Origin of the sequence: Sorangium sp. So ce185 (assembly GCF_051526825.1) — a bacterium.
GTDB lineage: Bacteria > Myxococcota_A > Polyangia > Polyangiales > Polyangiaceae > Sorangium > Sorangium cellulosum_D.
Map to the genome: position 1 here is coordinate 5,416,952 of NZ_CP150316.1, position 24,390 is coordinate 5,441,341.

Sequence of the window (24,390 nt, forward strand, 5' to 3'; positions counted from 1 at the left end):
TTCCCGGACCGTGCCGGTCCGATCACGCCTGACGCCGCGGGCGCGGCGCCCTTCGGCCCGTCGTGCGCCAGCTCGGGCGGGCCTCCTTCAACCACCTTCGAGGCAGATCGCGCGCACGAAGCGCCGCACGGTCGAGGCGCGATGCTCGGCATAGTAGCCCTCCGCCGCCGCTCTCGACGCCTCGCCGGGCGCCTCGAGGCACCCCGCGATGATCTCGTAGCCGTCCTGCAGCCGGCTCGGGTCCCCGGGGTGGGTGCGGCGATACTCGTGCACGAGCGCGCGCATGCGCGCGCCGTCCCGCGCGCTCATCGCGTCGTTCAGCAGCGCGATCAGACCGTTTTCATGCTGCATCTCGAGGTGGCGCTGTGTGATGGGGTGAGGATGAGCGGGGCCGTCGTGCCGGTCGTCGGGGCTCGGCCCGAGGACCGGCAGGTCGCCGATCGCCGCGGCGGGCTCGGCGCTGGCGGCCAGCGCGGGCGGCGCGCTCGCCGTGTGGCGCGACGCCGCCTCGCGCGGCGTCTCCGCCTGCGACGCTCCCTGCCGGGACGAGGGCAGCCCTCGTCCATCGGGCTCTCGCGAGCGATCGACGAGCCATAGCGCCGCGCCGAGGAGCACCAGCGCGGCCACGCCCCAGCGCCCGCGCGTCGACCTCATCGAATCGTCACCGTCCACGTCACCGTCTCCTGCGAGCGGGGCCAGTTGTCGCGACCCCAGCAGGGATCGTAGTATCTGGGGTCGGTCGACGGCGGCGGGTCGAGGCACTCGCCGCTGCGGTAGCGCACCCACTCTTCGCCGGCGTTGTCGTAGGCCCTGGCGACGATCGTGTGCGTGCCCGGAGGGAGGCCCGCCGCGGCGACGTTGTAGACGGGGCCGCCGTCGGTCGCGATCACCTCGCCGTCGAGCGTCCAATCGACGCTGATGACCTCGGGATCGATCACGTTGACCGCGAGCGCCGCCGGGTCGGTGACGGCGCCGGCGGGCGGATCGGCCGAGTCTACCGGCTTGATGCGCATCCAGATATCCATGATCATCTTCTCGCGCGAGACCGGGTTGAAGCTCGTGTTCTTGTGGCCTCCAAACAGGCTGTTCATCATCGAGTTCGACGACGGGCGATATTGCCCGCCATCGACGTAGCGGCTGCCGACGAAGGTGCCCTGGAGGCCCGTGGCGTCGGCGGCGTCGTAGCCCAGCCACTTGTCCCATTTGCCGGCCGTCGTCGTGCAATCGGCCGTCGAGTTCACCTCGACGTACTCGGTGCCGCTGCCGCCGCACGTGTTCGCGCCGCAGCCCGAGCCCGTCGCCTTGGCGCAGTACTCGTCGGCGAGCTGATGAAAGCCGTGGCCGCCCTCGTGCAGGGCCGCGCCGGCAGCCTCCGGGTGCGCGCCCGACCAGAGCATCCAGGAGGAGCCCGTGTTCCACCAGCGATCGTTGTTCAGCACGATGGCGTGCCAGTCGACCTCGAAGCCGGCGGGGAGGTTCGCCTCGAGCGCGGCGTCCGCCGCGCGGGTATCGCAGTCCGCGAGGCGGCTCTCGTCGTCGCCGGTGCAACCGAGCACGCCCGGGACGCCGTTCGAGGGGCTGACCACCTTGATGGCGCAGATGTTGACGAACTTGCGATACCTGCCGTACGGCTCGCCGATCGGGCTGCTGAAGCGCAGGGCCATCGCCGCCTCGATGTGCTCGAGGTACGTGGTGTTCACGGCCTCGGCGTCATAGCCGTCGCCGATGATGACGTAGTTGACGCGGTTCTCGGGCGGGCCCGCGCTCTCGATAGCCACGCCGTTCGTGCCGCAGTCGAGGACGTAAGCGGAGCCGCCTCCGCCATCGCCGCCGGGCACGAAAGCACCCCCGGCGCCCGTGCCGGCCGAGCCGCCCTGGGCCGCGCCGCCCGAGCCTGGACCGCCGGCGCCTCCGGCGCCGCCGCCCGCTGAGCCGCCGGCCGCGAGATTGCCGCCCTCCGACGTGCTGCCGCCGTCGGTCGTCGCGTCGCTGTCCGGTGCGTCGCCGCAAGCGCAGAGCGCCACCAGACATGAAACGCGCGGGATCCAGCTCGACTTCATCGATTTAGCCTCACGATTCCTCGCCGGTGGTACCCATCGCGCCGTCGTCGATGAAAAGGTCCGAGCGCGCATCCACCCATCCGGAGCGACGCGCCAGAAGACCCCCTTCGAGGCCGGAATGTGAACGTTAACATGGTCGCTGTCAACGGCGATCGGCCGGCCCGCGGCGATATCGAGCCGATACAGGAAAACGCCCATTGGTTCTCCTCCCGAGCGCCGCGTCAAGTCAAGAAGAGGGGTGCCGTGTCACGCCGGCCGGGGCGCCGCGCCCGCGAGGAGCGTCGGCCAGCGAGGCGTCAGGCCGCCTTGGCCCACGCCGCGAGCGCGCCGAGCAAGCGCTGGAACCCGGGGCGGGACAGCCCGTAAAAGGAGAGCCGCCCGGGGGAGCGCCAGCGCCGCGCGTCCTGCTGGGCGAGGTTCACGAGGTCGGGCGGTACGGCCGACGCGTTGAGGCAGCCCACGCCCCAGCCCGCGCGCACCGCGGCGACCGCGGCCTGGCTGCCGCTGCAGGTGAGCCGCACTTCGTGGGATCGTCCGCCGCGCGCGAGCGCGCCGAGCGCCATGGCGCGCACGGGGCAGTCCGACCCGAGCAGGACCAGCGGGATGGCGCCTTCGGCCGGCGGTCGAACGCCGGCGCCGACCACCCACGCGAGCGGCTCGCGGCGCAGCAGGCGCGCGTCGGGGAGCGGCTCGCTGGCGGTCACGACGACCGCATCGGCGTCGCCGGCCTGCCATCGCCGCCGCAGCTCCGCCGAGCTCGCCCAGAGGAGCTCGAGCCGGGCGCCGGCCGCTTGATGCTCCAATAAGGCGAGCAGCGCCTGGAGCCGGTGGGGAAGGAAGTACTCGCTGATCCCGATGCGCCACACGCCCTGCTGCGGCGCGGGCTTCAGCGCGGCCTGGGCGGCGGCCTGCAGCTCGAGCAGGCGCTGCGCGTAGGGCAGGAACCGCTCGCCCTGCGCGCTCAGGCGCAGCGAGCGGGTGGTGCGCTCGACGAGGCGCGCGCCGAGCGCGGTCTCGAGCTGGCGCAGGTGCGTGCTCACGGCGGAGGGCGTGCGGTGCACCTGCTGGGCCGCGCGCGCCACCGCGCCGCTGGCGGCGATGGCGACGAAGCTCTGCAACCAGAGCGGCTCGAGGTGATTCATCAGAATTTCTGCCGAATAGGACGAAATTGTTCTGCTTCTCTGCGCAATGATGGCGACCTAGAATGAGGGCGTCAACTCGAAAGGAGCCGTCATGCCCTATATCCATATCCAGATCTCAGGCCCCGCCGACGACGCGCTCGCGCAGCGGACCGCCGCCGCGGCGAGCGCGCTGACCGCGCAGATCTTGCACAAGGACCCGTCGCTCACCGCGGTGGTGATCGACTTCATCGAGCCCTCGCGCTGGTTCGTCGCCGGGCGCGCGCTGTCGCAGCAGGGCGCGCGCTCGTATCACTGGATGGTCAGCATCACCGACGAGACCAACACCAAGGCCGAGAAGGCGGCCTACCTGAGGGCGGTCCACGAGGCGATGCGCGAGCTCCTCGGCGAGGTGGCGGAGCACTCCTACATCCATATCGCGGACCTGCGCGCCAGCGCCTACGGCTACGGCGGGCTCACGCAGGAGCACCGCTACCAGCGCCCCGCATGACGGCGAAGCGCACGGTGACGGCGCCCTCGCTCGACCGCCGTGAGCAATGACACGCCGTTTCCCTGGGTTTGACACAGAGCATCATGAGGCCGCGAGAGCTTGACACGGAGCATCATGGCGGCGCGTCGAGGCCCGGAAAATTCGTCGCCGATCCGAAAGTCAAGCTCCGCGAGGCCAAGGCTGTAGGGACATCCCTGCTGCGTGCGCTCTTCGGATCGATGAGACGATGAAGAGATCCACCCCCGTGGGAAAGCGACACTCTGTCGATAATTATCCAGCCATGCCCGCATGGCGGGGCACGTCCCATCTTGACCCCTTGTTTTATGGCGGGTAGTGTACAGCCCCGGTTGGCAACCCGTCGGTGTTGCCTGTCTGCGAATTCTGCACAGGGTCGACGTCGAGCGCGACCAAGCCTTGAGATTGGATTGGCTTGCGGTTGTGTCACGGGGGCGTGGACGCTCGAAGCCGTGTACCGTGCGCTGAGTTCGGGCTTAAAGAAAGAGCGGAGCTATGAGAATCCGAGGAAGCCATATCTTTTTGTGTTCCTTTTCCATCGCCGGCCTGCTGGCCATCGGCTGCGGCGGTGACAGCTCGAACGGGTCCAGCGGTGACACCACGGGCTCGGGCGGCGCGGGTGCGAGCGCGGGCGTTGGCGCTGGCACCCCGACCAGCAGCGGCGTTGGCGCTGGCACCCCGACCAGCAGCGGCGTTGGCGCTGGCACCCCGACCAGCAGCGGCGTTGGCGCTGGCATGCCCACGGGCACGGGCGTCGGCGGCGGCGGCGGCGGCACCACCAACCCGAACGGGGATCCCACGCCGGCGACCGATGGCTCGCCGCCCGGCCGCTTCCGGGTCAACGCCGATGGCCGCCTGACGCAGGACGGCACGGCGATCCAGGTTCGCGGCGGCAACTGGTTCGGGCTCGAGGGACAAGACGACCTCCAGCGCCCCGGCGCCATGGAGCTCTTCATCGGGTCGATGAACTGGGTGAATACCACGCGCACGATCGAGCAGACGATGCAGGAGCTCACGAGCTCCGCTCTCAAGTTCAACACCATCCGGCTTCCGATCGCGCCGCAGACCCTGGTCGCCAACCACCCGGACGGCGACTACAGCAGGACCTCGCCCAAGATCAGGAACAACAACGCGACTGTCTACCCGTACGCCAACGCGCGCGAGGCGCTCGAGGACTTCCTCGTCCAGGCCAACAAGAACAACCTGAACGTCATCATCGGCATCCACTCCTGCTCGAACCACCTCGGGTGGCGCGCGGGCAGGCTCGACGATGCTCCGCCCTACGTGGACAGCAATCGCGAGAACTACGACTACAAGGCGGACGCCTACAACTGCACGATGGGCGAGGACGCCTACAGCATGGAGAAGTGGCTCGCGGACATCCGCACGATCGCGCAGCTGCCCAAGAAGCTCAACATCAAGAACATCATCGGCATCGACTGCTTCAACGAGCCGTGGAAGTACTCCTGGGCCAAGTGGGCAGACATGGCCAAGGCGTGCTACGACGTCATCAAAGAGGAGAACGACGACATGATCGCCGTTGTCCAGGGCGTGTCCGGCAGCTTCCAGCCCGAGGGCACCAGCGGCCTGACGTCGGAGCCGGAGCCCCACGGCGATGAGAACCTCAACCCGAACTGGGGTGAGAACTTCTTCGGGCAGCACGCCTACCCGATCCAGATCCCCAAGGATCGGCTCTGCTTCTCGCCCCACACCTACGGGCCTGCCGTGTTCGTTCAGAAGCAGCACGTCGATCAGTCCCAGGCCGGGTGCGCCGGGCTCGAGGACGAGGAGGCCGCCAAGGCCAAGTGCGGGCTGGACATCGAACGGTCCAACCCGGCGGCCGTCGAGAGGCTGACCAAGCAGTGGGACGAGCACTTCGGGTTCCTCCACGACGAGAAGTTCTGCGTGATCACCGGCGAGTTCGGCGGCGTGAAGGACTGGCCGAAGAACGAGATGGATCCGGGGCTGGCCCAGCTGTGGGCGCACTTGCCTGCCGGCAAGCGCTACGACTGGGAGTGGCAGAACATGTACACGGATTACCTGATCAAGAAGGGGATGACGGACTTCACCTACTGGTCCATCAACCCCGAGTCGGGTGATACCGGCGGCATCTACGGCCACAAGTACACCGACGCCGACAAGACGGGCTGGGGCACCTGGACCGAGCTCGACAAGGAGAAGGTCGATATGCTGGCTCGTCTCAAGTAGACCGAGCCGCAGATCGTGACGACCGCCCGCAGGCCTCGGCCTGCGGGCGGTTTCTTTTTGTGGCCAGAGCCGGTGACCGACCGGGCAGCTCGCTGTCGGGCGAGGCGAAGGTGAAGCACCCGGCGACCACGGTGACGGGCGCGCCGCCGCCGCCGTGCACGATCAGCCGCGACCGGTAGAACTCCTCCGGCGGCGTCACGTCCTCGGCCGCGCGCAGGCGCGCCCTGGGGCTGCTCCGGAGCGAATACGCCTCGGGCGCGGGCAGGAAGACGAAATCGCCGCCGACGAGCGGCACGAGCGCCCCCGTCCTCGGGCCGCGGACCCGCGCTCAGCTCGACGAGAACCTCGGCGCCGCGGCGCTCGCGCTCGACGACGCGAGCCTGCGCCGCCTGGACGAGGTCAGCGCGGTCTCGCTCGGCTATCCCCACGAGCTCAATCGCCACGCCGAGCAGCGCGCGGTCATGACCGGAGACCGGTGGGAGCAGATCGACTTCCCCGAGCGGACCGTCGCGTGAGCCGTGGCGGGGGGGGCCGGCTTCCGGCGCCGCGGATGGTGTGCGCGCACGTGGGCGCGGAGGTGTAGGATGCCGCGATGCGAAGGCTGGCCCTGTTCTTCCTGACGCTGGTCGCGATCGCGTGGAGCGCGCCCTCGCCCGCGAGAGCGCAGCCGAGCGCGCTCGAGCGGCAAGGGACCTCGGCGGCCCCCTCGCGCACGGCCATCGTCGGGTTCACCGCGTCGCTGACGGGGAACGTCAACGTCGAGTCGACCCGGCAGACCAACGGCATCAAGATGTGGGTGGACGACGTCAACAAGGCCGGCGGCATCCGCCTCGCCGACGGCAGCGTCGTCACCGTCGATATCCGGTTCTATGACGACGAGAGCAACAAGGATCGTGTCCAGCAGCTCTACACCCGGCTGATCAACGAGGACGGGGCCGATTTCCTGATCAGCCCGTACAGCAGCGGCCTGACGGACGCCGCGGCCGTCATCGCCGAGCAGTACGGCCGCGTCATGGTCACGGCGGGCGCGTCGTCGGACTCGACGCATGACAAGGGCTATTCGCTGGCCTTCATGACCTACACGCCCGCGAGCCGCTACCTGACCGGCGCCTTCGATCTGCTGGCCCACCTCGACCCGTCGGCGAAGAGGGTCGCGATCGTCCACGAGCGGGACAAGTTCTCCACGGACGTGGTCACGGCGGCCAAGAGCCACGGCGAGGCCAGGGGCTACGAGATCGTCCTCTTCGAAGGCTACGCCAGCGGCACCACCGACTTCGCGCCGTTCATCAACAGGATGCCGGGCGACGTGGACGCCATCATGGGCGGCGGCCACTTCGCCGACACGAGCACCTTCGCCAGGCAGCTCGCGGAGAAGGGCATTCACGCAAAGTTCGTCGCGCTGCTCGTGGCGCCGCCGGAGCCGCGGTTCGGCGAGCTCGGCGCGGCGGCGCTCGGCGTGATCGGGCCGAGCCAGTGGGAATCCACCGTGAAGTACAGCCCCGAGGCCGCGCGCGCCGCGGGCCTCCCCTGGCACGGGCCCTCGGTGCACGACTTCGTCGCTCGCTACAGAGAGCGGTTCGGCGATACGCCGTCGTACCACGGCGCGGGGGGCTACGCCGCGGGCCTGATCCTGGAGCAGGCCGTCGCGCGGGCGGGGTCGCTGGAGACGGCGAAGGTCAAGGCGGCGCTCGACGGCACGGACATGCTGACGTTCTTCGGCCACACGAAGTACGACACAAGCGCGAAACGGCACGGCCGCCAGGTCGGTCACGAGATGGTCTACATCCAGTGGCAGAAGGACGAGCAGGGGAGGCTCGTCAAGCGGGTCGTCTGGCCCGAGGACGCCAGCACGGCCAAACCCCTGTATCCGGCCCGCGACCAGGCGGCCGCGGGCCCGAGCCAGCTGCTGACGTCGCTCGTGGACGGGCTCATGCTCGGGTTCGTGTACGGCCTCGCGGCGATGGGCATGACGCTCATCTGGGGGATCCTGCGCATCATCAACCTGAGCCACGGCGCGGTCATCGCGCTCGGGATGTTCGCCAGCTACTTCCTGTTCACGCACCTCGGCGTGAACCCGTATGTCGGGCTGGTCGCCGTGGCCGGGGCGGGCCTGCTGCTCGGGCTCCTGATCTACCCCGTGGCCGTGCACCGCGTGATCCACGCGCCGCACCACCTGACGACCCTGCTGGCCACGTTCGCCGTCAACATGATCTTCATCGGGCTGGGCACGGCGCTCCTGACCACCACCCCGCGCAACATCGACTACTCCCTCGGCACGGCGCGCCTCGGCCCGGTGGCGCTCCCGGGCACGCGCCTCATGGCGGCCCTGATGGCCATCCTCGTCGCGTCGGCGCTCACCTTGTTTCTGCGCCGGACGCGGCTCGGCAAGGCCATCCGCGCGGTGGCGAGCAACCGCGCCTCGGCGGAGCTGATGGGCATCCCTTCCTCTCGCGTGCTGGCCCTCAGCTTCGGGCTCGGGACGATGCTCGCGGCGGCGTCCGGCGCGCTCATCGCCACGTTCTTTCCCTTCACCATCCTGAGCGGCGAGTCGTACCAGCTCAAATCGTTCGTCATCGGCGTGCTGGGCGGCCTCGGCAACCCCATCGGCGCGCTCGCCGGGGGGCTCTTGCTCGGCATGCTGGAGGGGCTCATCCCCATCTTCCTCCCCGTGAGCTGGGTGCCCGTGGTGGAGTTCGCCCTCTTCGTCCTCGTGCTGCTGCTCCGCCCGAGCGGCCTCATGGGAGCCCGCACATGAACGCGCACCGACGCCCCGCCTTCTGGCTGACGCTCCTCCTCGTCGCGGCGCTCGGCGCCCTCCCGCTCGCGACGCGCGGCGACACGCTGCGCGAGGCGATGTTCACCCTGCTGATGTTCGTCACGCTCGCCTCCAGCCTGAACCTCTTGCTCGGGTACACGGGCTACGTGAACTTCGGCCACATCGTGTTCTTCGGGCTGGGTGGGTACACCGGCTTTTACCTCCTGAGCCAGCGGGGCGCCTCGCTCTACCTCGCGATGCTCGCCGGCGGCCTCGCCGCCTCCGCGCTGGCCGGCCTGCTCGGCCTCGCCATCCTGCGCCTGCGGGGCGCCTATTTCGCGCTGGCCACGATCGGGATCAACGAGGCGGCGCGGGCCTTCGTGAACAACGTCTCCCTGTTCGGCGGCGCGACGGGGCTGTCGATCAACTTCTCCGTGTACGGGGAGTACGGCGGCCCGTCGAGGGCGCTGTGGCTCACGTACTCCCTGCTCCTGGCGGTCACCGTGGTGGTGGTCGCCATCAGCTTGCTCGTGAAGAGCTCGCGGTTCGGGCTCGGCCTGCTCAGCATCCGCGAGGACGAGGACGCGGCGCTCGTCATGGGCGTGAACGCGCCGCGGCTGAAGACGCTCGCCTACGTGCTGTCGGCGTTCTTCCCGGGCGTGGCCGGCACGCTCTACTTCTTCAAGAACGGCAACGTCGAGCCGGGCGACGCCTTCCGCCTGCACACCTCCATCGAGACGCTGGTCATGGTGATGCTGGGCGGCGCGGGGACGGCGCTCGGGCCGGTCCTCGGGGCGGCCGCGTACGATCGCCTCCGCAGCTTCCTGCTCACGACGCCGCTCTTCAAGGATCTCCACCTGGCCTTCGCGGGGGGCGTGCTCCTGCTCATCGTCCTGTTCGTGCCCTCCGGGGTCGTCGGCTGGCTGCGCGCGCGGCTGCCCCGCGCGCGGGGGGTGCTCGAATGATGCTGCACGTCCAGGGGATCGCGCGGCGCTTCGGCGGCCTGCAAGCGCTGAGCGACGTCACGTTCGGCGTCGCGGACGGGGAGATCCTCGGCCTCATCGGGCCGAACGGCGCGGGGAAGACGACGCTCTTCAACGTGGTGAGCGGCGTGCACCCGCCGGACAAGGGCCGTATCGTCTTCCGCGGCCAGGACATCACCGGCCTGCCGCCGTACCGCGTGGCGCGCCTCGGGCTGGCCCGCACCTTCCAGATCGTGCGGCCGCTCCACGACCTCACCGTGCGCGAGAACGTGATGCTCGGCGCCTGCTACGGCCGCGAGCGCCACGGGCGCGGCGCGGCCGCCAGGGTGGCGGACGAGGTGCTCGCGCTGGTGGGCCTCGGCGAGCGCGCCGCGCAGCTGGCCGGCAGCCTGAACGTCGCGCAGAAGAAGCGGCTGGAGCTGGCGCGCGCCCTCGCGGCCCGGCCGTACCTGCTGCTGCTCGACGAGGTCCTCGCGGGGCTGAACCCCGCCGAGGTCGGCCGGATGATCGACATGATCCGCCACATCCGCGCGCAGGGGGTCACGATCCTGATGATCGAGCACCTCATGCAGGCGATGATGAGCCTCTCCGATCGGATCGTGGTGCTGGACTATGGCAAGCTCATCGCCGAGGGGGAGCCGCGGGCGGTGGCCGCGGATCCGAGCGTGATCGAGGCGTACCTCGGCGACCCGAAGCTCGGGCGAGAGCTCTTGGCAGGAGGCTCGGATGGCGGCAGCGCTCGAGGTGACTGAGCTGGTCACGGGCTACGGCGAGGTGCAGATCCTGTGGGGGGTGAGCCTGCGCCTCGAGCCGGGGAGGCTGACGGCGCTCGTGGGCTCGAACGGGGCGGGCAAGACGACGCTCCTGCGCGCCGCGACGGGGCTCTTGCCCGCGTGGCGCGGCTCGGTGGTGTTCGCGGGCCACGACGTGACGCGCCTCCCCGCGCACGCCCGCGCCGCCGAGGGGCTCGCGCTGGTGCCGGAGGGGCGGCAGCTATTCGCCGACATGACGGTGCTCGAGAACCTCGAGCTCGGCGCCTTCTCGAGGCGGGCCCAGCCGGGCTTGCGGCGCAACCTGGAGCGCGTGTTCGAGATGTTCCCGCGCCTCGCGGACCGGCGCGGCCAGAAGGCGGGCACGCTCAGCGGCGGCGAGCAGCAGATGGTCGCCGTCGCGCGGGGGCTGATGGCCGAGCCGAAGGTGCTGATGCTCGACGAGCTGTCGCTGGGCCTCTCGCCCCGGCTGGTGCTCGATCTCTTCGAGTCGCTGCGCCGGCTCAAGGCCGAGGGGCTGACGATGCTCCTCGTCGAGCAGAACGTGGCCATGGCCATGGCGGTGAGCGACTACGCCTATGTGCTGGCGGAGGGGCGCGTCCACCTGGAGGGCGAGGCGAGCGCGCTGGCGAGGAAGGAGGAAGTGCGGAGGGCCTATCTCGGGCTGTGAATCCCCTCGGCCCTCGGCGGGCGGGCGACCGTGCTAGGCTGGGGCGATGAGACGCGAGAGCCCTGAGGTCCCGCCTCCGCCCGTGACCGGCGAGGCTCGCGGCTACCTGGTCCGGCAGCTCGAGATAGCGTGGCAGCTCACCAGCTTCCACCTCGACGGGCTCACCACCGAAGAGTGCTTGTGGCGCCCTGCGGACGAGGGATTGCACGTTCGTCGGACCGACGATGGAACGTGGCGCGCCGACTGGCCGGAGCACGAGGGATACGATCTCGGCCCGCCGAGCATCGCCTGGGTGACGTGGCATCTCGGGTTCTGGTGGTCGATGGTGCTCGACCACTCGTTCGGCGACGGAGCCCTCGCGCGCGAGGACGTGACCTGGCCTGGCGACGCCGACGGCGTGCGCGCGTGGGTCGGCGGGCTTCAGGAACGGTGGCGGGCGGCGATCGAGCAGGCCACCGACGACGACCTGCGCTCGACGCGGCGGACGCGGTGGCCCTTCCAGGACCGGCCGTTCGGCGACGTCGTCGCGTGGGCCAACGTCGAGCTCACGAAGAACGCCGCGGAGCTCGGCTACGCGCGCTTCCTCTACGCGAGAAGGCCGCGCGTTTAGGGGGCGAGCTCGCGCGTCCCGTCCGGAGAGATGGCCGCCGCGCCGCTCAGCGCCAGGCGGATGGCTTGCTCGACGGGGGAGTAGTCGCCGCGCTCGCGCTCGAGCGATAGCGGCTCGGTCGGGAGCAGGGGAGGCTGAGCCATGAAGCGCGGCCGCGCGCCGCGGTGCGGCTGGGCGGTGTGGACGAGGAATGGGTGGCACAGATAGACCGTTCCCGCGTCGCCCGCCGCGAGCACCTGCGGCCGATGCGCCGTCTCCGCGAAGCCGTTCGCGGCCAGCTCGCGCAAGGTCATCCCCGGCTCGCCCGCCGGCGCCAGCTGCCGCGCGATGTCGAGGTGCGACCCCGCTCGGATGCGCGTCGGCGCGTCGTCCTCGCCGACATCCGAGAAGAGAAAAAGCATGAGCAGCGCGCGGCCGCGCGACCGGACGTTCGCGCGCCACTCCATGAAATCGGGGCTCTCGGTGCCGAAGCTCACGTCGATGTGCCAGCCCGCGTCCCCCGGGTCGAGGGGCGAGGGGAAGCGGATGGGGAACGTGCCGAGGGCGGCGCACGGTTGCCAGCGCCCGCTGCCGACCAGCTGATCCAGCGCGGCGCGGAGCACCGGGGTGTTCGCGGCCTCGACGAAGGGTCGCTGGCCGTAGTGCCCGAGTCGAACCACCGGCTTCGTCCAGGTCTTGGGGTCGTCCGGGGTCATGCCTGTGTCGCGCCACAGGATGGCGCGGGCCTCGTCGGCCAGCGCCCGGGGGAACGCCGCGTCGATGCGGACGAAGCCCTGGGTGATGAAGTGCTCGATCTGCGAACGGCTCAACTCGGACATGGCGCGGACCACCTTGTACCGACCGTCTCGGCGGCGCAAGTTCGGCTTCAGGTGCAAAGTTGCCGTGTCGGCGCAGGGGAGCCAATGCCACTGCATGTTTCCTCTCGATGAAAAACGCCAAGCGTAGGCATTTTCAGGCGAATGTCGCAGATCACTTCCACCGGTCGCGGGAATTGTAGGCGCCGGGCTCCCGGCGTGGGCATCGCTGAGCGTGTGCGCTCCGGCTCGCGTCGCTGTCGGTCGGCGCTCCCGCTCCTGAAATCTCCACCCCAATCGCTCAAATCTCGGAAGTCCAACATGAACAAGAACCGTTCTTCTCGATGGCTGTGCGGCACGACGTGGATCGTGCTCGGGCTCGCGACCCTCTCTGGCTGCTCCGACGGGGGCGATGGCGGCGAGGGGGGCGCGGGCGGCGAGGGGGGAGCGGGCACCATCACGACCACGACCACGACCACGACCGGCGCCAGCGCTGGCCCGACGACGAGCAGCAGCAGCAGCAGCTCGGTCACCAGCGGCACCGGGGGGGCGGGGACGACCAGCTCTTCGACGACCGGCGGTTCGAGCGCGGGCGGAGGCGGGGCGGGCGGTGAGGACAACGGGGCCGGCGGAGGCGGCGGGACCCCTGCCGCGAAGTTCGTCGGCAACATCACGACGAGCGGCGCTGTGCGCAACGGCTTCGCGACCTACTGGAACCAGATCACGCCCGAGAACGAGGGCAAGTGGGGCTCCGTCGAGAGCTCCCGCGGCCGTCGCGACTGGAGCAAGCTCGACGCGATCTACAAGTACGCGAAGGACAACAACATCATCTTCAAGCACCACGTCTTCGTGTGGGGCAGCCAGCAACCGAACTGGGTCGGGGGCCTCGCCGGGTCGGAGCAGCAGGCGGCCGTGCGGGACTGGATGAAGTCGTTCTGCGAGCGCTACCCCGACACGAAGTACATCGACGTCGTCAACGAGCCGCCGCCCCACACCACGCCCTCGTACAAGAACGGCATCGGCGGCGACGGCGCCAGCGGCTGGGACTGGATCGTGAACTCCTTCAAGTGGGCTCGCGAGTTCTGCCCTGGCGCGGTCTTGATCCTCAACGACTACAACAACATCGAGTACGAGAACGACCACAACAACTTCGTGCGGATCGCGAGGGCGGTCATCGACGCGGGCGCCCCGGTCGACGCGCTCGGCGCTCAGGCCCACGACGCCTACAAGATCAACACCAGCACCGTGAAGGGCTACCTCGACAAGCTCGCCGCGCTGGGCAAGCCCGTGTACATCACCGAGTACGATATCGGCATCGCGGACGACAACCAGCAGAAGAGGGTGATGGAGGAGCAGTTCACGATGTTCTGGAATCACCCCGCCGTCCCGGGCATCACCTTGTGGGGCTACATCGTCGGCACCACCTGGCGGGACAACACCGGCATTCAGCATTCGAACGGCACCATGCGGCCGGCCATGGCCTGGCTCATGGAGTTCCTGGGTCGCGGTGGTCCCTGACGTCACGCTGGGTAGTGGTCAAATTTGAACATGAAGGCGGGAAGACGGGAAGAAAACCTGAATGATCTTCCCGCCTTCTCGCCTTCATGTGGACTCTCTCTGGGCAGAGTTGACCACTACCTCGCGCTGACCCGATGATCCGCGCGAGCTCCTTCCGCGGAGGGAGCTCGTCGAAGCTCGATTCGCCCGCCGCGCGTCCGCCGTGATCGGCTCGCCTGGCCGGCGAAATCCCTGGAAGGGGATCGCGCCGGCCGGGGAGCGCCGCCGATCACAGCGGCACTTCGAGCACGTCTTCGCAGGTGAAGTCGACGCCCAGGGACACCTCGACCTGGGCTTGCACCACGGCGCACGTGTCGTCGCAGAGCACGATCGCGGTCGGGTTCGCGGGATCGTCGTAGCGCCAGGTGCCGGCGGCCGCGCAGGCCTGATCGTACACGAGCGACGTCGGGGTGTTGGTCGTGGCGCTCGTGTATTTCACGTCCACCTTCTGCTTGTCAAACGTCCTCCCGTCGGGGGGCGGCGGGATCGGGATCGTGCACGAGACCGCGGCGCCGCGGATCTCCTCGACGGCCGCCTTGAACGCGGCCGTGGTGTCCGCCGCGTTGCCGGTGTCGATGATGAACGCCTCTCCTGTATCGCCCGCCGCCGCGATCACGCGCAGGTTCTCATCGAGGCTCGGCGGCGCGCCCTCCACCGGCGGGCTGTTGACCCCGATCACGAACGTGGAGATGCCGGCGGCGCGCGCCGCCTCGACGCGCTCGACGACGGCCTCGATCGAGTTCGACTGGCGGCATTGCTCCGGATAGCCGTCGGTCACGAGGACGATCGCGTATTTCCCGGGGTTCAGCTGGCGTTGCTCCTCGATGTACGCGGTCGTGCCTTCGATCACGAATGCCGTCGGCGTGCCGATGCGCCAGCTCCGGTCGTCCTGAGGCGTGACGGCATCGATCGCCTCGCCGAACGCCGGAGACGGCAGCGGCGTCATCGCGACGTTCGGCGCCAGGTACGTGCTTGCGTTGCACATCTGTCCCGCGCCAGGGAAGAACGTGAGCGACGCCCGGAACCCGGCCGAGGCGGGATCCACGAAGAACTGCTTCGTCGCGGCGACGACGGGATCCCACTTGAGCGACCGATCGCGCCAGGGCACATCGTTCGCGCCCATGCTGCCCGACACGTCGAACGCGAAGGCGAGGTACACCTGCTGGAACCCGGCCTGGGAGGTCTCGGTGGCGCACGCCTGCCCTGCTGCCGTCGAGCCGCCGCTGCTGGCGCCGTTTGCACCGGAATTCCCGCTCGATCCCAGATCGTTCCCGCTGCCAAAGCTGTCATCGTAGCCGGTGCCGGTGCCGGTGCCGGTGCCGGTGTCGGCGCCGTTGCCGGTGCCGGTGCTGTTCTGGGAGCCTCCGTCGCCCTCGCCGCCGCCCGGAACCCCGCCGCATGCGGCGCTGGCCAAACTCACCATCGACAAAGCTATGGCCATCGTAGGCAATCTCATAAATCCACTCCTCTTCGAGCGCATGCCAGGCGCGATACGCCAGCACGACGCACATAAAACGAGAGGCCTCCGGAGGCGGAATTTTGCAGGATCGCGCCTCGTCGGAGCCCCGGGATCGATGAGGAGTATAATCGATGACGCTGATCTTTGCGCGGGATACGGCCTGAAAAGTGGTTGCGTCGTACTGCGATCATCACGGCGCAATGCGGCGATCGCGCAAGGTCTCTGTCGTCCATCCAGGCTGCACATGCGGCGCCGCGGATAGAGGATCAGCGATCCGCCCTCGTGAGAATGCGACGATCTATTGGCAATCGATCGACACTCCGATGGACGATCCGACCGAGGTCGGGGTCGCCCCGGAGCCTCGGCCGGGTCCGCTCGGTCCTGGAGAGGGGCGGCTGGAGCGATATCGGAGGTCGAGTTGCTGCCGCCGTCGGCGATCTCGATGCGGTCGATCGCACGCTCCCGCTCTCCTCGTCGCCCTTCGCCGGGCGAGGGCGGCCGTGGCCCCGGGCGCGAGGAAGAACGGGATTGCGGCCCCGCGCGTCGGGGCGCTAGGTTGAGCGCCACGAGCACGAGCGCCATGGGAGCAAGGAGTTTTCGATGAGCCGATATCCCGACAAGGAACCGGAGTGCCTGGGCGCCGACAGCGCGAACATCGACCTCGTGATCGAGCCGCGCCCGCGGGATCTGGGCGGCTTCACGGTGCGCAGGTCGCTCCCAGCGGCGCAGCGACGTCACGTCGGGCCCTTTCTCTTCTTCGATCACATGGGCCCCGTCGACTTCGCGCCGGGTCAGGGGATCGATGTCCGGCCGCATCCGCACATCGCGCTCGCGACCATCACGTATCTCCTCGAAGGGGAGTTCGTGCATCGCGACAGCATCGGCTCGGAGCAGCCGATCCGGCCGGGCGACGTGAACTGGATGGTCGCGGGGCGCGGCGTGGTCCACTCGGAGCGAACCGCGCCGGAGGTGCGGGCGCGCGGCGCCAGGATGCACGGGATCCAGACGTGGGTCGCGCTCCCGCAGCAAGACGAGGAGATCGAGCCGCGCTTCGAGCATCACCCGCGCCAGACGATGCCCGTCGTGCGCCGCGACGGCGCGGAGCTCCACGTCATCGCCGGGACCGCCTACGGCGCGAAGGCGCCCACGGGGGTCCTGTCGCCGACGCTCTACGTGCATGCTCGGCTCGACGCCGGCGCGACGCTGCCGATCGATGACGAGCACGAGGAGCGCGCGATCTACGTGGTCGACGGGGCGATCGCTTGCGACGGCAAGCGCTTCGGCGCGGGCGCGATGCTCGTGCTCCGTCCGCGCGCGGCCGTCGCCGCGGAGGCGATCGGCGCGACGAACCTCATGCTCATCGGCGGCGCGCCGCTCGACGGACCTCGCCACATCTACTGGAACTTCGTGGCGAGCTCCAAGGAGCGCATCGAGCGAGCGAAGGCCGACTGGCGCGAGGGCCGCTTCCCCACGATCCCCGGCGATGACACCGAGTTCATTCCGCTCCCGGAAGGCTCGTGACGCGAGCCCGCGGCGGGCTCCGGGAGCACGGGACGCGAAGCGTCTTCCCGCCGCCGTCGGAGGAGCGCGTCCTTGGCCGTCTTTTCGGTGGGCTTGGCGTCGTTTCGGTTGCCGCTCTCGCGCCGCGAGCACGCCGCGATGAAGGTGGTACGCTTCGCGGGTGAGCCACGACGAGCTCGACCCCACGCCGATCCGGTTCATGCGGCATGTGTGCCACGGCGACTACGCGCGACCGATGCAGAGCCCGGCGGTCCACACGTACGTCGCCCTGGCGTTGCATGTCGGAGGCCGCATGCGGGTCGAGCACCGCGGCGAGTTCGAGCTGCGGGCCGGGCACCTCCACCTCATTCCGGCTGGCGACGCGCACCGCGTCCTGTCGGCGAGCCATGCGGAGATGTGGGGGATCGGCTTCTGCCGGACGTGCCTCGATCCGGCGCGCTACGGCGACCTGCTCGCCCCGCTCGACCGGGTCCGGCACGGGGCGTCGCCCGTGGTCGAGCTGCCCGCGGCGCGGCAGGCGTACGTGCTCGATCTGCTCCGGGAGCTCGAGCGCGAGCAGCAGGCCGCGGGCGCGCTGCCGGTGGTCTCGGAGAGCCTGCTCGCGCTGGTGCTCGCGGAGGTCGTGCGCGCGAGCGGCAGCGTCCGGGCCGCGCCGGCGCAGCGTCCTTCGATCGTGGCGGAGGCGCTGGCCGTGATCGAGGCCCGGTGCCTCGGGCCCCTGTCCTTGAAGGAGGTCGCGGAGGCGGTGCGCCGGACGCCCGCCCACGTGACCACCGCGGTCAAGCAGGCCACCGGGCGCACGGTGGTCGCGTGGATCGTGGAGGGGCGTCTGGCCGAGGCGCGGCGGAGGCTCCTGGCGACCGACGAGTATGTCGACGTGATCGCCGAGCGCGTCGGCTACGCCGATTCGAGCCATTTCGTGCGGCTGTTCCGGCGCCATCACGGCGTCACCCCCGCTGCCTGGCGCGCCCAGCACCGCAGAGCTCAGCGACCTGACCCGGGCTGAGCGATCCCGCGCGGCGAGCCGACCGAGGTTTGGGTTGCTCTCCCAGACCGGGGTTGCCTCAACCTGGGTCGGGCCGGGGTTGCCCCGGGTCGGTCCGAGGTTGCCTCAACCTGGGTCGGTCCGGGGTTGCCTCAACCTGGGTTGGGTCGAGACGAGCCAACCTGGGTCGGGTCGCCCATCAAGTCCAAGGAATAATCTGACGGTGCTGCACAAGCTCGCCATAGAGGTCTGGCGGTCCCGCGGGGTGCGTGCAGATCCAGAGGACGTCCTTCGCGGCATCCATCGGCGACTGCGCGGACGACATGTCGTCGAACCACGGACGCGACGCCTCGGTGTCCACCAACCCAGGGCAGACCGCCGCGATGAGGAGCCCGCGTCGCGCCGCCTCGTCCTTCCGCTGGCCCGCGGCGACCTTCATCGAGGCGACCTGCGCGATCTTGGACGGGATGTTGATCCACGCCGGCCAGTGGTGGGCCTCCGCCTCGCCGCGCTCGACCAGCTCCACGTACTCGTCCATGACGCGCTCGATGTCCTCGAGCGATCGCGTGGCAGGGTCGAAGTGGTGGTGAAGCCGCGGGTCCAGCTTGCGCAGCGAGCCGAAGGCGCTCGCCACCACGAGGAACCGCCCGCCGTCGCGGAGCAGCGGCACGAAGGCGCGGATCATCCGGTACGTCCCGTGGTTGTTCGTGTCGATGAGGGTGCGGACCTGGGCCGCCTGCGGCAGCTCCTTCACCATGCGCGCGGCCGCGTTCGAGAGCACGATGTCGATCCCGCCGTGACGGCGCGCCAGCGTCTCCGCCAGGGCCTGGACGCTGGCGTCGTCGGTCACGTCCAGCTGGGCCAGCGTCGGCTGCAGCCCTTCCTCGCGCAGGCGAGCCACGGCCGCCTCGCCGCGCGCAGGATCCCGCGCCGCCAGGTACACGGTGCTTCCGGCGGGCAGCTCCTGGCACAGCCGGGCGACCATCGCGTAGCCGAGGCCCTGGTTCGCGCCCGTGACGAGTGCAATCTTTGTCATCATCCCTCCTCGATCAGCGCGCCCGCGAAGAGACGGCCGCTTCAGGAGTCCTACATCAACTCGGGTCGGCTCTCCGCGCTTCTCGCATCGCGGACCGGAGGCGCCGGCGACCGGAGAGCGGACGCCTCGGCCGCGTGTGCGAGGCGCGAGGCCGCCGCGCGGCCCCCAGGAGCCCCCGGGCCGGCGAGGCGCGCGTCCGCGCCGCGTCGTGAGCGTTGGTGAGCGAAACATGCCGTACAGGTGCGCGTCGCGACGCTGTCGTGTGGGCTTGCGGGGCTGCGTGCGCGAGGGATCCGGGTGTTCGCGATTCAAAGGTCCCCGCGTTCGCGATACGCTGCGGACATGTCCCGGCCTCTCAACCCAGGTCGTCCGCGAATGGGCACGCTCGCCGGTCTGGGACACGGGGGCGCCACGAAGGTCACGGGCATGCTCCAGCCGCCCGCTCCGGATCGACGGCCCGATCCCTCGGCGAGAGACATCGCGCGCGACGCCTCGACGCTCAGCGTGCAGCAGCTGCAACCAGCGCAGCCGTCTCCGGCGGCGCCGCGCGACGCCGGACGGGACGGGACCCGAGCGAAGCTCCAGCCCGGCCGCCTCGTCGCTGGACGGTACAAGCTCGCGCATCCGCTCGGCCACGGCGCCATGGGCGAGGTGTGGCGCGCGCACGACGGCGTCCGGCGCTTCGATGTGGCGCTCAAGTTCCTCGTTCTCCCGCGGCAGAGCCTGCCCATCGACGCCATGGAGCGCTTCCGTTTCGAGGCGCAGGTCGCGGCGCAGCTCGGGCGGAAGACCGACCTCATCGTCACCGTGCACGACGCCGGCGAAGATCCCGCGGTAGGCCCGTACCTCGTCATGGAGTACGTGCGCGGTCGATCCCTCCGGCAGCTGATCCAGGAGCGCGGGCCGGTGCCGGCGGCCGAGCTCGCCGCGCTCCTCTCCCAGATCGGAGAGGCCCTCTCGGTGGCGCACGGCCTCGGGATCGTGCATCGCGACATCAAGCCGTCGAACATCCTCCTCCGCGAGGGACGCGACGGCCGCCTGCGGGCCAAGGTCGCCGACTTCGGGATCGCCAAGTGGATCCGCCAGGATCTGCCGGCCGATTTCCCCCGCCAGACCGCGGAGGGCGTGGTGCTGGGCACGCCGGCCTACCTGAGCCCGGAGCACACCTGCGACGGGCACGCGGATCCGCAGCTCGACATGTGGGCCCTCGCGGTGGTCGCTCACGTGGCGCTCACCGGCCACCAGCCCTTCGTCGGCGGCACCATCGCCGATGTGCTCGCCTCCATCCTCGCCGGCGAGCGACCTTCGCTATCGACGCTGGCCCCGGAGGCGCCGCCCGAGCTGGAGGCGTGGTTCGAGCGCGCTTTCGCCCTGAACCCTGAAGAGCGATTTCCTGCCATCAAGCCGATGGTCTCCGCCTTCGTGGCCGCGGTCGGCGCCCTGGACGCGGCGCCGATCTCGGCGGCGCCGGCCTCGGTGGCGCCCGCTTCGGTGGCGCCCGCTTCGGTGGCGCCCGCTTCGGTGGCGCCCGCTTCGGTGGGGCCAGCCTCGGTCGGGCGCGCTGCGCCGCCGCAGCGGCCCCGGGGGCGCCTCGCGGCCGCGGGGCTCTTCGCGGCGCTCGGGATGGGGATGGCGCTCGCCACCGCGCTGCCCCGGGCGCAGCTGCAAAGCTCGTCCGCCGCGATGCGCGCGGTCGGCGGCGAGGTGCGCGCCGTCGCCCGCCGCGCGCCGGCGGTGCAGACGTCCAGGGCACCCCAGGCGGGTGCGTGCTCGGCCGTCCCGCCGGCCGCCTTCGTGGCAGCGCCGCTCGCGACGGCAGGGCCCCAGACTGCGCCGCTCGCCGTCGCGGCGGCGCCGGAGCCCGCGCCGCCCCCCGCCGTTGCGGCGGAGCCGGCGCCGCGGCCCGCCGCAGCGCGCCCCGCCCGCGCGTCCGAGGCGCCGCGGAGCACGGGCGGAGCGCTCCCCCGACAGCGCACGACCGATTCGGGCGCGCGGAAGAGCGCGATCTTCTGAGCGGCGCTGGCGAGCCGGCCGGCCTCTGGCTCCGGGGTGTTCGATCGCCGTCGCACCGCGCTCGGGGTAGTGGTCAACTTTGCCCAGAGAGAGTCCACATGAAGGCGGGAAGGCGGGAAGAGCATTAAGGTTTTCTTCCCGCCTTCCCGCCTTCATGTTCAAATTGACCACTACTGCGCTCGGCTCGGTGACGGCTCTCCGAGGCCGCCGCCCATCGAGCGCGTCGACGACGTCGTGGCGCTGCTTCTGAAGGCCGGCCGACCGGCCGAGACCAGCACCGAGAGGCGTTAGGTCGATCGTGGGTTGAACGGGTAGGGCAGGTGACTCAGCGCGGGTGGAGGTCATTGGTCATGTCGAGTCAATATGACAGCTTCGCGAACACCTATGGCAGGGCCGTCGCCCTGGATGTGCGCCGCCATGTCGACTACTTTTCGCTCACCAGGGCGCTCGGTGATGTGGGGGGCCAGGCCGTCCTCGACGTCGGCTGCGGCACAGGGGTTATCACCAGGATGCTCAAGCAGAGGGGCGCGCGCCGGGTGGTCGGGCTGGACCTCTCCGAGGGGATGCTCGACGTCGCGCGCGGCGAGGAGGCCAGGAGCCCTCTCGGCGTCGAGTACGTGCGCCGCGACATCGCCGACGCGGGCGCGCTGGGCCCCTTCGATCTCGTGACGGCCTGCTACGTCCTGCCGCACGCATCGTCGCCCGATCAGCTCGCCGCGATGTGCAGAGGCATCCACGAGGCGCTCGCCCCCGGCGGGAGGTTCGTGGCCATTCACCCGAACGACGCGTTCGCCGTGAACGATCCTGCGTATTACAGCGCCTACGGCCTGCGCGCCTCCGTCGACGGTCGTCTCGAGGACGCGGCGCCGATGAAGGTGACGGTGACGACGGTCGACGCCGAGCTGACGATCTCGACGCACTACTGGACGCGGGGCGGCTATGAGGCCGCGCTGAGGCGCGCAGGGTTTCGAGAGATCCGATGGCGCTCGCCCGAGGTGGCGCCTGAAGGCATCGAGGCGCTCGGGGAGGCGTTCTGGAGCAATTACCTCGCGCGGCCCTATGCGATGCTGTTCGAGTGCACAAAGGAGCCGGCACTGCGATAGCGGGCGGCGCTCGCGCCGGCTACCGCACCAGCGCCGGCGCGCTCAGCGCGGCGGCGTCCGTCATCCCGGCCTGGACGCGCGCGTAGATGCCGCACGCCTCGCCCGCGATGAGGTAGACGCCGTAATTGACCGACTCCCGCCGCTCGTTCTCGAGGGCCGCGAAGTACCGCTGCGCGATCCACCGGCCCTCGCGCGCCTTGGCGAGGGAGGCGCGCCAGACGTCGTCGGACGTGTGGCGCCCGAGGATCACCTCTTCTCCCTCGGCGCCATAATCGCTCTTCAGGACCCACTCCTCGCGCTGCGCGCGGAGCATCTCGGGGTGCACCGTCTCCAGCCGCGACGTCACCGGCACGTGGCGCTGGATCACCGACTGCGCGTGCGGCGAGAAGCGGTGGAGGTGCTCCCACATGAAGGCCATCGAGCGCTTGTTCTGCGGCAGCACCGCGCCGAGCGGGTTCAGGACGGCGACGCGCCCGTCGGCCGCGGCCGAGAGCACGGCGCCGAGCGGGCCCGCGAGCGGCTCGGGGTCGGGGATCTGCTCGTCGGTCCACACGCTCGAGCGCTCTCCCCACCAGTCCGTCTTGTAGTGGCGCAGCAGGATCGAGAACGGGACGTCGAACAGGGACAGGCCCCGCTCGTCGTAAGCGAGATTGTAGGGCGAGCCGAGGAACACCGCGTAGCCCCGCTCCTCGAGCCAGCGCCGGTAAAGGCGGATCACCGAGAGATCCTCGGTGAACTCCGTCGGATACACGAACCCGAGGCGCCGCGTCGCGGCCTCGCCGAGGAGCGCGCGGGCGACCTCCTCCACCATCGCGCAGAACCGGGCGCCGAGCTCGCGGTTCGGGTCGACCGCGCCCGGGTGGTCCGCCGCGGCGAGCGCGCTCAGCACGACCGCCTCCGCCTCGCCCGTCGGCGTGTCGCAGTTCAGCTCGGCGATCGCGGGGCCCTCGTCGGTCAGGAAGACGTCGGCGCGCGCGATGCCGTGCCACAGCGGCTGCGACGAGAGCCACATCGCCTTCTGGCACGGCGTCAGACAGAAGAAGTCGTCGAGCAGCGACGGCTCGTCCGCGACCAGCAGGCACAGCTCGTTGTACACCGCCGCGACCTCCTCGGCGGCCCGGTAGAGGGCGCGCTGCTCCGCCGCCGTGACGAGCACCGGCTCCTCGCGGAACCGCGGCGCCCCGTCGAACCACGGATCGGTGATGAGGCCCGTCTCGACGATCCTCGCGGCGAAGGCGTCGTACGCCCGGACAGCGTGGCTCATAGGAGGCGCGCGATGGCGATCGAGGTCGCGAGGTAGGTCGCCGCCTCGAGGGCGCCCATGCCCTCGTTGCGGTCGGCCGCGATGCCGGCGTCGAGGCGGCCGCCGCGCAGCGCGAGCGGCGCGCCGAGCAGCACGCTCTGCACGAGCAGCTGCCGGACAGGGTAGAGCGCGAGCAGATACAGCAGCACGCCGCCATAGCCCTTCAGCGAGATGAAGAGACCCTCGAAGTCGCCCTCGAGCGCCCGCGCGATGATGATCGCCACCGCGATCGAGGCGCCGGCGTAGCTCAGGGCGGCGGCGAGGTTCTCTCCCTGGATCTGCTCGGCGTCGTCGTAGGTGGTGAGCGCCCGGAAGAGCGAGATGAACACGTGCAGCGTGATCTGCGCGAGCAGGAAGAAGCCCAGGGAGATCGCGAGATCGCCGAGGTCCTTGCCCGCGATCGCCCGCGAGGTGATGAGCCCGGTCGCGACGTAGTGCGCGCCCGCCGCGAGCCCGGCGGCCGCGTTGCCGCGCTCGATCTCGGCCGGGAGCCGCGCCTTGAGCAGGAGCCGGATCCCGAGCTCGCCGGTCGCGATCACGAGGAGCAGGCCCACGACCGCGAACGCGCTCACCCACAGCAGATCGCGCGCGAAGCTGGACCCGTCGAGGCAGTTCTTGACGGCGTTCGCGGCGACGAGGAACACCGCGAGGACCTGGCCCACCGTGAGCAGCCGGCGCGCGGCGTTGCTCTCGGCGAGATCGCGGGCGACCGTGTGCGCCGGCGAGAAGATCCTCTGCCCGATGCGCAGGAGGGCGAGAAGAGCGAGCGTCGTGCCCAGCCCGAACCCCATGACGTAGGACAGATCCATGGGACGCACGCTACAGAACGCGCCGCGCCGTCACAAGCCCCGGCGCGCGCCGCGAAGGGCCCGCGCGAGGCGCGCTCCGGCGCTCTCGGGCGTAGGGTTTGCGGGGCGGG

21 protein-coding genes and 1 pseudogene are annotated in these 24,390 nt (G+C 70.4%); 13 read left to right on the forward strand and 9 right to left on the reverse strand.

What is annotated here, in order from left to right:
- Positions 1-87 precede the first annotated feature (87 nt).
- The 3 genes from WMF26_RS19835 to WMF26_RS19845 all read right to left on the reverse strand — a co-directional run bounded on the left by WMF26_RS19835 (position 88) and on the right by WMF26_RS19845 (position 3,202).
- Entirely contained in the window at positions 88-654 is a 567-nt protein-coding gene (locus WMF26_RS19835) for a hypothetical protein (RefSeq protein WP_438001604.1), read from the reverse strand.
- Positions 651-2,060: a M64 family metallopeptidase gene (locus WMF26_RS19840; RefSeq protein ID WP_438001605.1), complete on the reverse strand. Its 1,410-nt coding sequence runs from the start codon at positions 2,058-2,060 to the stop codon at positions 651-653. Before WMF26_RS19840 ends, WMF26_RS19835 begins: the two co-directional genes overlap by 4 nt.
- Before the next feature lie 296 nt (positions 2,061-2,356).
- Positions 2,357-3,202: a LysR family transcriptional regulator gene (locus tag WMF26_RS19845; protein WP_438001606.1), complete on the reverse strand. Its 846-nt coding sequence runs from the start codon at positions 3,200-3,202 to the stop codon at positions 2,357-2,359.
- A gap of 91 nt (positions 3,203-3,293) precedes the next feature.
- On the opposite strand from WMF26_RS19845, the gene WMF26_RS19850 reads away from it, so the two are divergent.
- Both WMF26_RS19850 and WMF26_RS19855 read left to right on the forward strand, forming a co-directional pair.
- Positions 3,294-3,689, forward strand: a complete 396-nt coding sequence (locus WMF26_RS19850) for a tautomerase family protein (protein WP_437338637.1) — start codon at positions 3,294-3,296, stop codon at positions 3,687-3,689.
- Between the two features lie 750 nt (positions 3,690-4,439).
- Positions 4,440-5,912 carry a glycoside hydrolase family 5 protein gene (locus WMF26_RS19855; RefSeq protein WP_438001607.1) on the forward strand — a complete coding sequence of 491 codons (1,473 nt, stop codon included), beginning with the start codon at positions 4,440-4,442 and terminating at the stop codon, positions 5,910-5,912.
- Here the strand turns inward: WMF26_RS19855 and WMF26_RS19860 are convergent.
- Positions 5,905-6,207 carry a hypothetical protein gene (locus WMF26_RS19860; RefSeq protein WP_438001608.1) on the reverse strand — a complete coding sequence of 101 codons (303 nt, stop codon included), beginning with the start codon at positions 6,205-6,207 and terminating at the stop codon, positions 5,905-5,907. The two genes, WMF26_RS19855 and WMF26_RS19860, sit on opposite strands and share 8 nt — an antisense overlap.
- Positions 6,208-6,504: 297 nt before the next feature.
- Here WMF26_RS19860 and WMF26_RS19865 point away from each other — a divergent pair, with 297 nt between their 5' ends.
- From WMF26_RS19865 to WMF26_RS19885, 5 genes are read left to right on the forward strand one after another with little or no spacing between them, the layout of a single operon-like run.
- The gene (locus tag WMF26_RS19865; protein WP_438001609.1) at positions 6,505-8,667 is read left to right on the forward strand and encodes an ABC transporter substrate-binding protein; all 2,163 of its coding nucleotides are present in this window, start codon (positions 6,505-6,507) and stop codon (positions 8,665-8,667) included.
- A complete protein-coding gene (locus WMF26_RS19870; RefSeq protein WP_061625892.1) occupies positions 8,664-9,632 on the forward strand; it encodes a branched-chain amino acid ABC transporter permease in 969 nt (322 codons plus the stop codon). Before WMF26_RS19865 ends, WMF26_RS19870 begins: the two co-directional genes overlap by 4 nt.
- Positions 9,632-10,402 (forward strand): ABC transporter ATP-binding protein, encoded by a 771-nt coding sequence (locus WMF26_RS19875; protein WP_438002426.1) that lies wholly within the window; start codon positions 9,632-9,634, stop codon positions 10,400-10,402. Before WMF26_RS19870 ends, WMF26_RS19875 begins: the two co-directional genes overlap by 1 nt.
- Positions 10,377-11,090: an ABC transporter ATP-binding protein gene (locus WMF26_RS19880; protein WP_438001610.1), complete on the forward strand. Its 714-nt coding sequence runs from the start codon at positions 10,377-10,379 to the stop codon at positions 11,088-11,090. The genes WMF26_RS19875 and WMF26_RS19880 overlap by 26 nt, the downstream gene beginning before the upstream one ends.
- 46 nt (positions 11,091-11,136) lie before the next feature.
- The gene (locus tag WMF26_RS19885; protein ID WP_438001611.1) at positions 11,137-11,700 is read left to right on the forward strand and encodes a DinB family protein; all 564 of its coding nucleotides are present in this window, start codon (positions 11,137-11,139) and stop codon (positions 11,698-11,700) included.
- Here the strand turns inward: WMF26_RS19885 and WMF26_RS19890 are convergent.
- Positions 11,697-12,518 carry a phytanoyl-CoA dioxygenase family protein gene (locus WMF26_RS19890; protein ID WP_438001612.1) on the reverse strand — a complete coding sequence of 274 codons (822 nt, stop codon included), beginning with the start codon at positions 12,516-12,518 and terminating at the stop codon, positions 11,697-11,699. The genes WMF26_RS19885 and WMF26_RS19890 overlap by 4 nt on opposite strands.
- A gap of 297 nt (positions 12,519-12,815) precedes the next feature.
- Between WMF26_RS19890 and WMF26_RS19895 the strand changes: the two genes are divergently transcribed.
- A complete protein-coding gene (locus WMF26_RS19895; RefSeq protein WP_438001613.1) occupies positions 12,816-14,012 on the forward strand; it encodes an endo-1,4-beta-xylanase in 1,197 nt (398 codons plus the stop codon).
- Positions 14,013-14,280: 268 nt separating this feature from the next.
- Here WMF26_RS19895 and WMF26_RS19900 read toward each other — a convergent pair whose 3' ends face one another.
- Positions 14,281-15,507: a vWA domain-containing protein gene (locus WMF26_RS19900; protein ID WP_438001614.1), complete on the reverse strand. Its 1,227-nt coding sequence runs from the start codon at positions 15,505-15,507 to the stop codon at positions 14,281-14,283.
- A gap of 603 nt (positions 15,508-16,110) precedes the next feature.
- On the opposite strand from WMF26_RS19900, the gene WMF26_RS19905 reads away from it, so the two are divergent.
- Together WMF26_RS19905 and WMF26_RS19910 are read left to right on the forward strand one after the other, a co-directional pair.
- Entirely contained in the window at positions 16,111-17,031 is a 921-nt protein-coding gene (locus tag WMF26_RS19905; protein WP_061625887.1) for a pirin family protein, read from the forward strand.
- 160 nt (positions 17,032-17,191) lie between these two features.
- Positions 17,192-18,037, forward strand: a complete 846-nt coding sequence (locus tag WMF26_RS19910) for a helix-turn-helix domain-containing protein (protein WP_438001615.1) — start codon at positions 17,192-17,194, stop codon at positions 18,035-18,037.
- Between the two features lie 178 nt (positions 18,038-18,215).
- On the opposite strand, the gene WMF26_RS19915 is transcribed toward WMF26_RS19910, so the two are convergent.
- Positions 18,216-19,052 (reverse strand): SDR family NAD(P)-dependent oxidoreductase, encoded by an 837-nt coding sequence (locus WMF26_RS19915; protein ID WP_438001616.1) that lies wholly within the window; start codon positions 19,050-19,052, stop codon positions 18,216-18,218.
- Between the two features lie 642 nt (positions 19,053-19,694).
- Between WMF26_RS19915 and WMF26_RS19920 the strand changes: the two are divergent.
- From WMF26_RS19920 to WMF26_RS19930, 3 genes and pseudogenes are all read left to right on the forward strand, one after another.
- Positions 19,695-20,381 (forward strand): annotated as a pseudogene (locus tag WMF26_RS19920) (serine/threonine-protein kinase); the annotation flags it as partial.
- Between the two features lie 59 nt (positions 20,382-20,440).
- Positions 20,441-21,193 carry a pentapeptide repeat-containing protein gene (locus WMF26_RS19925; RefSeq protein ID WP_438002427.1) on the forward strand — a complete coding sequence of 251 codons (753 nt, stop codon included), beginning with the start codon at positions 20,441-20,443 and terminating at the stop codon, positions 21,191-21,193.
- 222 nt (positions 21,194-21,415) lie between these two features.
- Positions 21,416-22,168 carry a class I SAM-dependent methyltransferase gene (locus WMF26_RS19930; RefSeq protein WP_438001617.1) on the forward strand — a complete coding sequence of 251 codons (753 nt, stop codon included), beginning with the start codon at positions 21,416-21,418 and terminating at the stop codon, positions 22,166-22,168.
- 19 nt (positions 22,169-22,187) lie between these two features.
- On the opposite strand, the gene WMF26_RS19935 is transcribed toward WMF26_RS19930, so the two are convergent.
- Together WMF26_RS19935 and WMF26_RS19940 are read right to left on the reverse strand one after the other, a co-directional pair.
- Complete coding sequence (locus WMF26_RS19935) at positions 22,188-23,432, reverse strand: glutathionylspermidine synthase family protein (protein WP_438001618.1); 1,245 nt, start codon at positions 23,430-23,432, stop codon at positions 22,188-22,190.
- On the reverse strand, positions 23,429-24,280 hold the full coding sequence (locus WMF26_RS19940; RefSeq protein ID WP_061623759.1) for a DUF350 domain-containing protein: 852 nt from the start codon (positions 24,278-24,280) through the stop codon (positions 23,429-23,431). Before WMF26_RS19940 ends, WMF26_RS19935 begins: the two co-directional genes overlap by 4 nt.
- Between the last annotated feature and the right edge of the window lie 110 nt (positions 24,281-24,390).

Coding starts and splice junctions, on each gene's coding strand:
- WMF26_RS19890 (WP_438001612.1), bottom strand. CDS start 12,518: ATGTCCGAGTTGAGCCGTTCGCAGATCGAGCACTTCATCACCCAGGGC.
- WMF26_RS19865 (WP_438001609.1), top strand. CDS start 6,505: ATGCGAAGGCTGGCCCTGTTCTTCCTGACGCTGGTCGCGATCGCGTGG.
- WMF26_RS19885 (WP_438001611.1), top strand. CDS start 11,137: ATGAGACGCGAGAGCCCTGAGGTCCCGCCTCCGCCCGTGACCGGCGAG.
- WMF26_RS19935 (WP_438001618.1), bottom strand. CDS start 23,432: ATGAGCCACGCTGTCCGGGCGTACGACGCCTTCGCCGCGAGGATCGTC.
- WMF26_RS19900 (WP_438001614.1), bottom strand. CDS start 15,507: ATGAGATTGCCTACGATGGCCATAGCTTTGTCGATGGTGAGTTTGGCC.
- WMF26_RS19870 (WP_061625892.1), top strand. CDS start 8,664: ATGAACGCGCACCGACGCCCCGCCTTCTGGCTGACGCTCCTCCTCGTC.
- WMF26_RS19835 (WP_438001604.1), bottom strand. CDS start 654: ATGAGGTCGACGCGCGGGCGCTGGGGCGTGGCCGCGCTGGTGCTCCTC.
- WMF26_RS19855 (WP_438001607.1), top strand. CDS start 4,440: ATGCCCACGGGCACGGGCGTCGGCGGCGGCGGCGGCGGCACCACCAAC.
- WMF26_RS19840 (WP_438001605.1), bottom strand. CDS start 2,060: ATGAAGTCGAGCTGGATCCCGCGCGTTTCATGTCTGGTGGCGCTCTGC.
- WMF26_RS19940 (WP_061623759.1), bottom strand. CDS start 24,280: ATGGATCTGTCCTACGTCATGGGGTTCGGGCTGGGCACGACGCTCGCT.
- WMF26_RS19905 (WP_061625887.1), top strand. CDS start 16,111: ATGAGCCGATATCCCGACAAGGAACCGGAGTGCCTGGGCGCCGACAGC.
- WMF26_RS19880 (WP_438001610.1), top strand. CDS start 10,377: ATGGCGGCAGCGCTCGAGGTGACTGAGCTGGTCACGGGCTACGGCGAG.
- WMF26_RS19850 (WP_437338637.1), top strand. CDS start 3,294: ATGCCCTATATCCATATCCAGATCTCAGGCCCCGCCGACGACGCGCTC.
- WMF26_RS19895 (WP_438001613.1), top strand. CDS start 12,816: ATGAACAAGAACCGTTCTTCTCGATGGCTGTGCGGCACGACGTGGATC.
- WMF26_RS19875 (WP_438002426.1), top strand. CDS start 9,632: ATGCTGCACGTCCAGGGGATCGCGCGGCGCTTCGGCGGCCTGCAAGCG.
- WMF26_RS19915 (WP_438001616.1), bottom strand. CDS start 19,052: ATGACAAAGATTGCACTCGTCACGGGCGCGAACCAGGGCCTCGGCTAC.
- WMF26_RS19930 (WP_438001617.1), top strand. CDS start 21,416: ATGTCGAGTCAATATGACAGCTTCGCGAACACCTATGGCAGGGCCGTC.
- WMF26_RS19845 (WP_438001606.1), bottom strand. CDS start 3,202: ATGAATCACCTCGAGCCGCTCTGGTTGCAGAGCTTCGTCGCCATCGCC.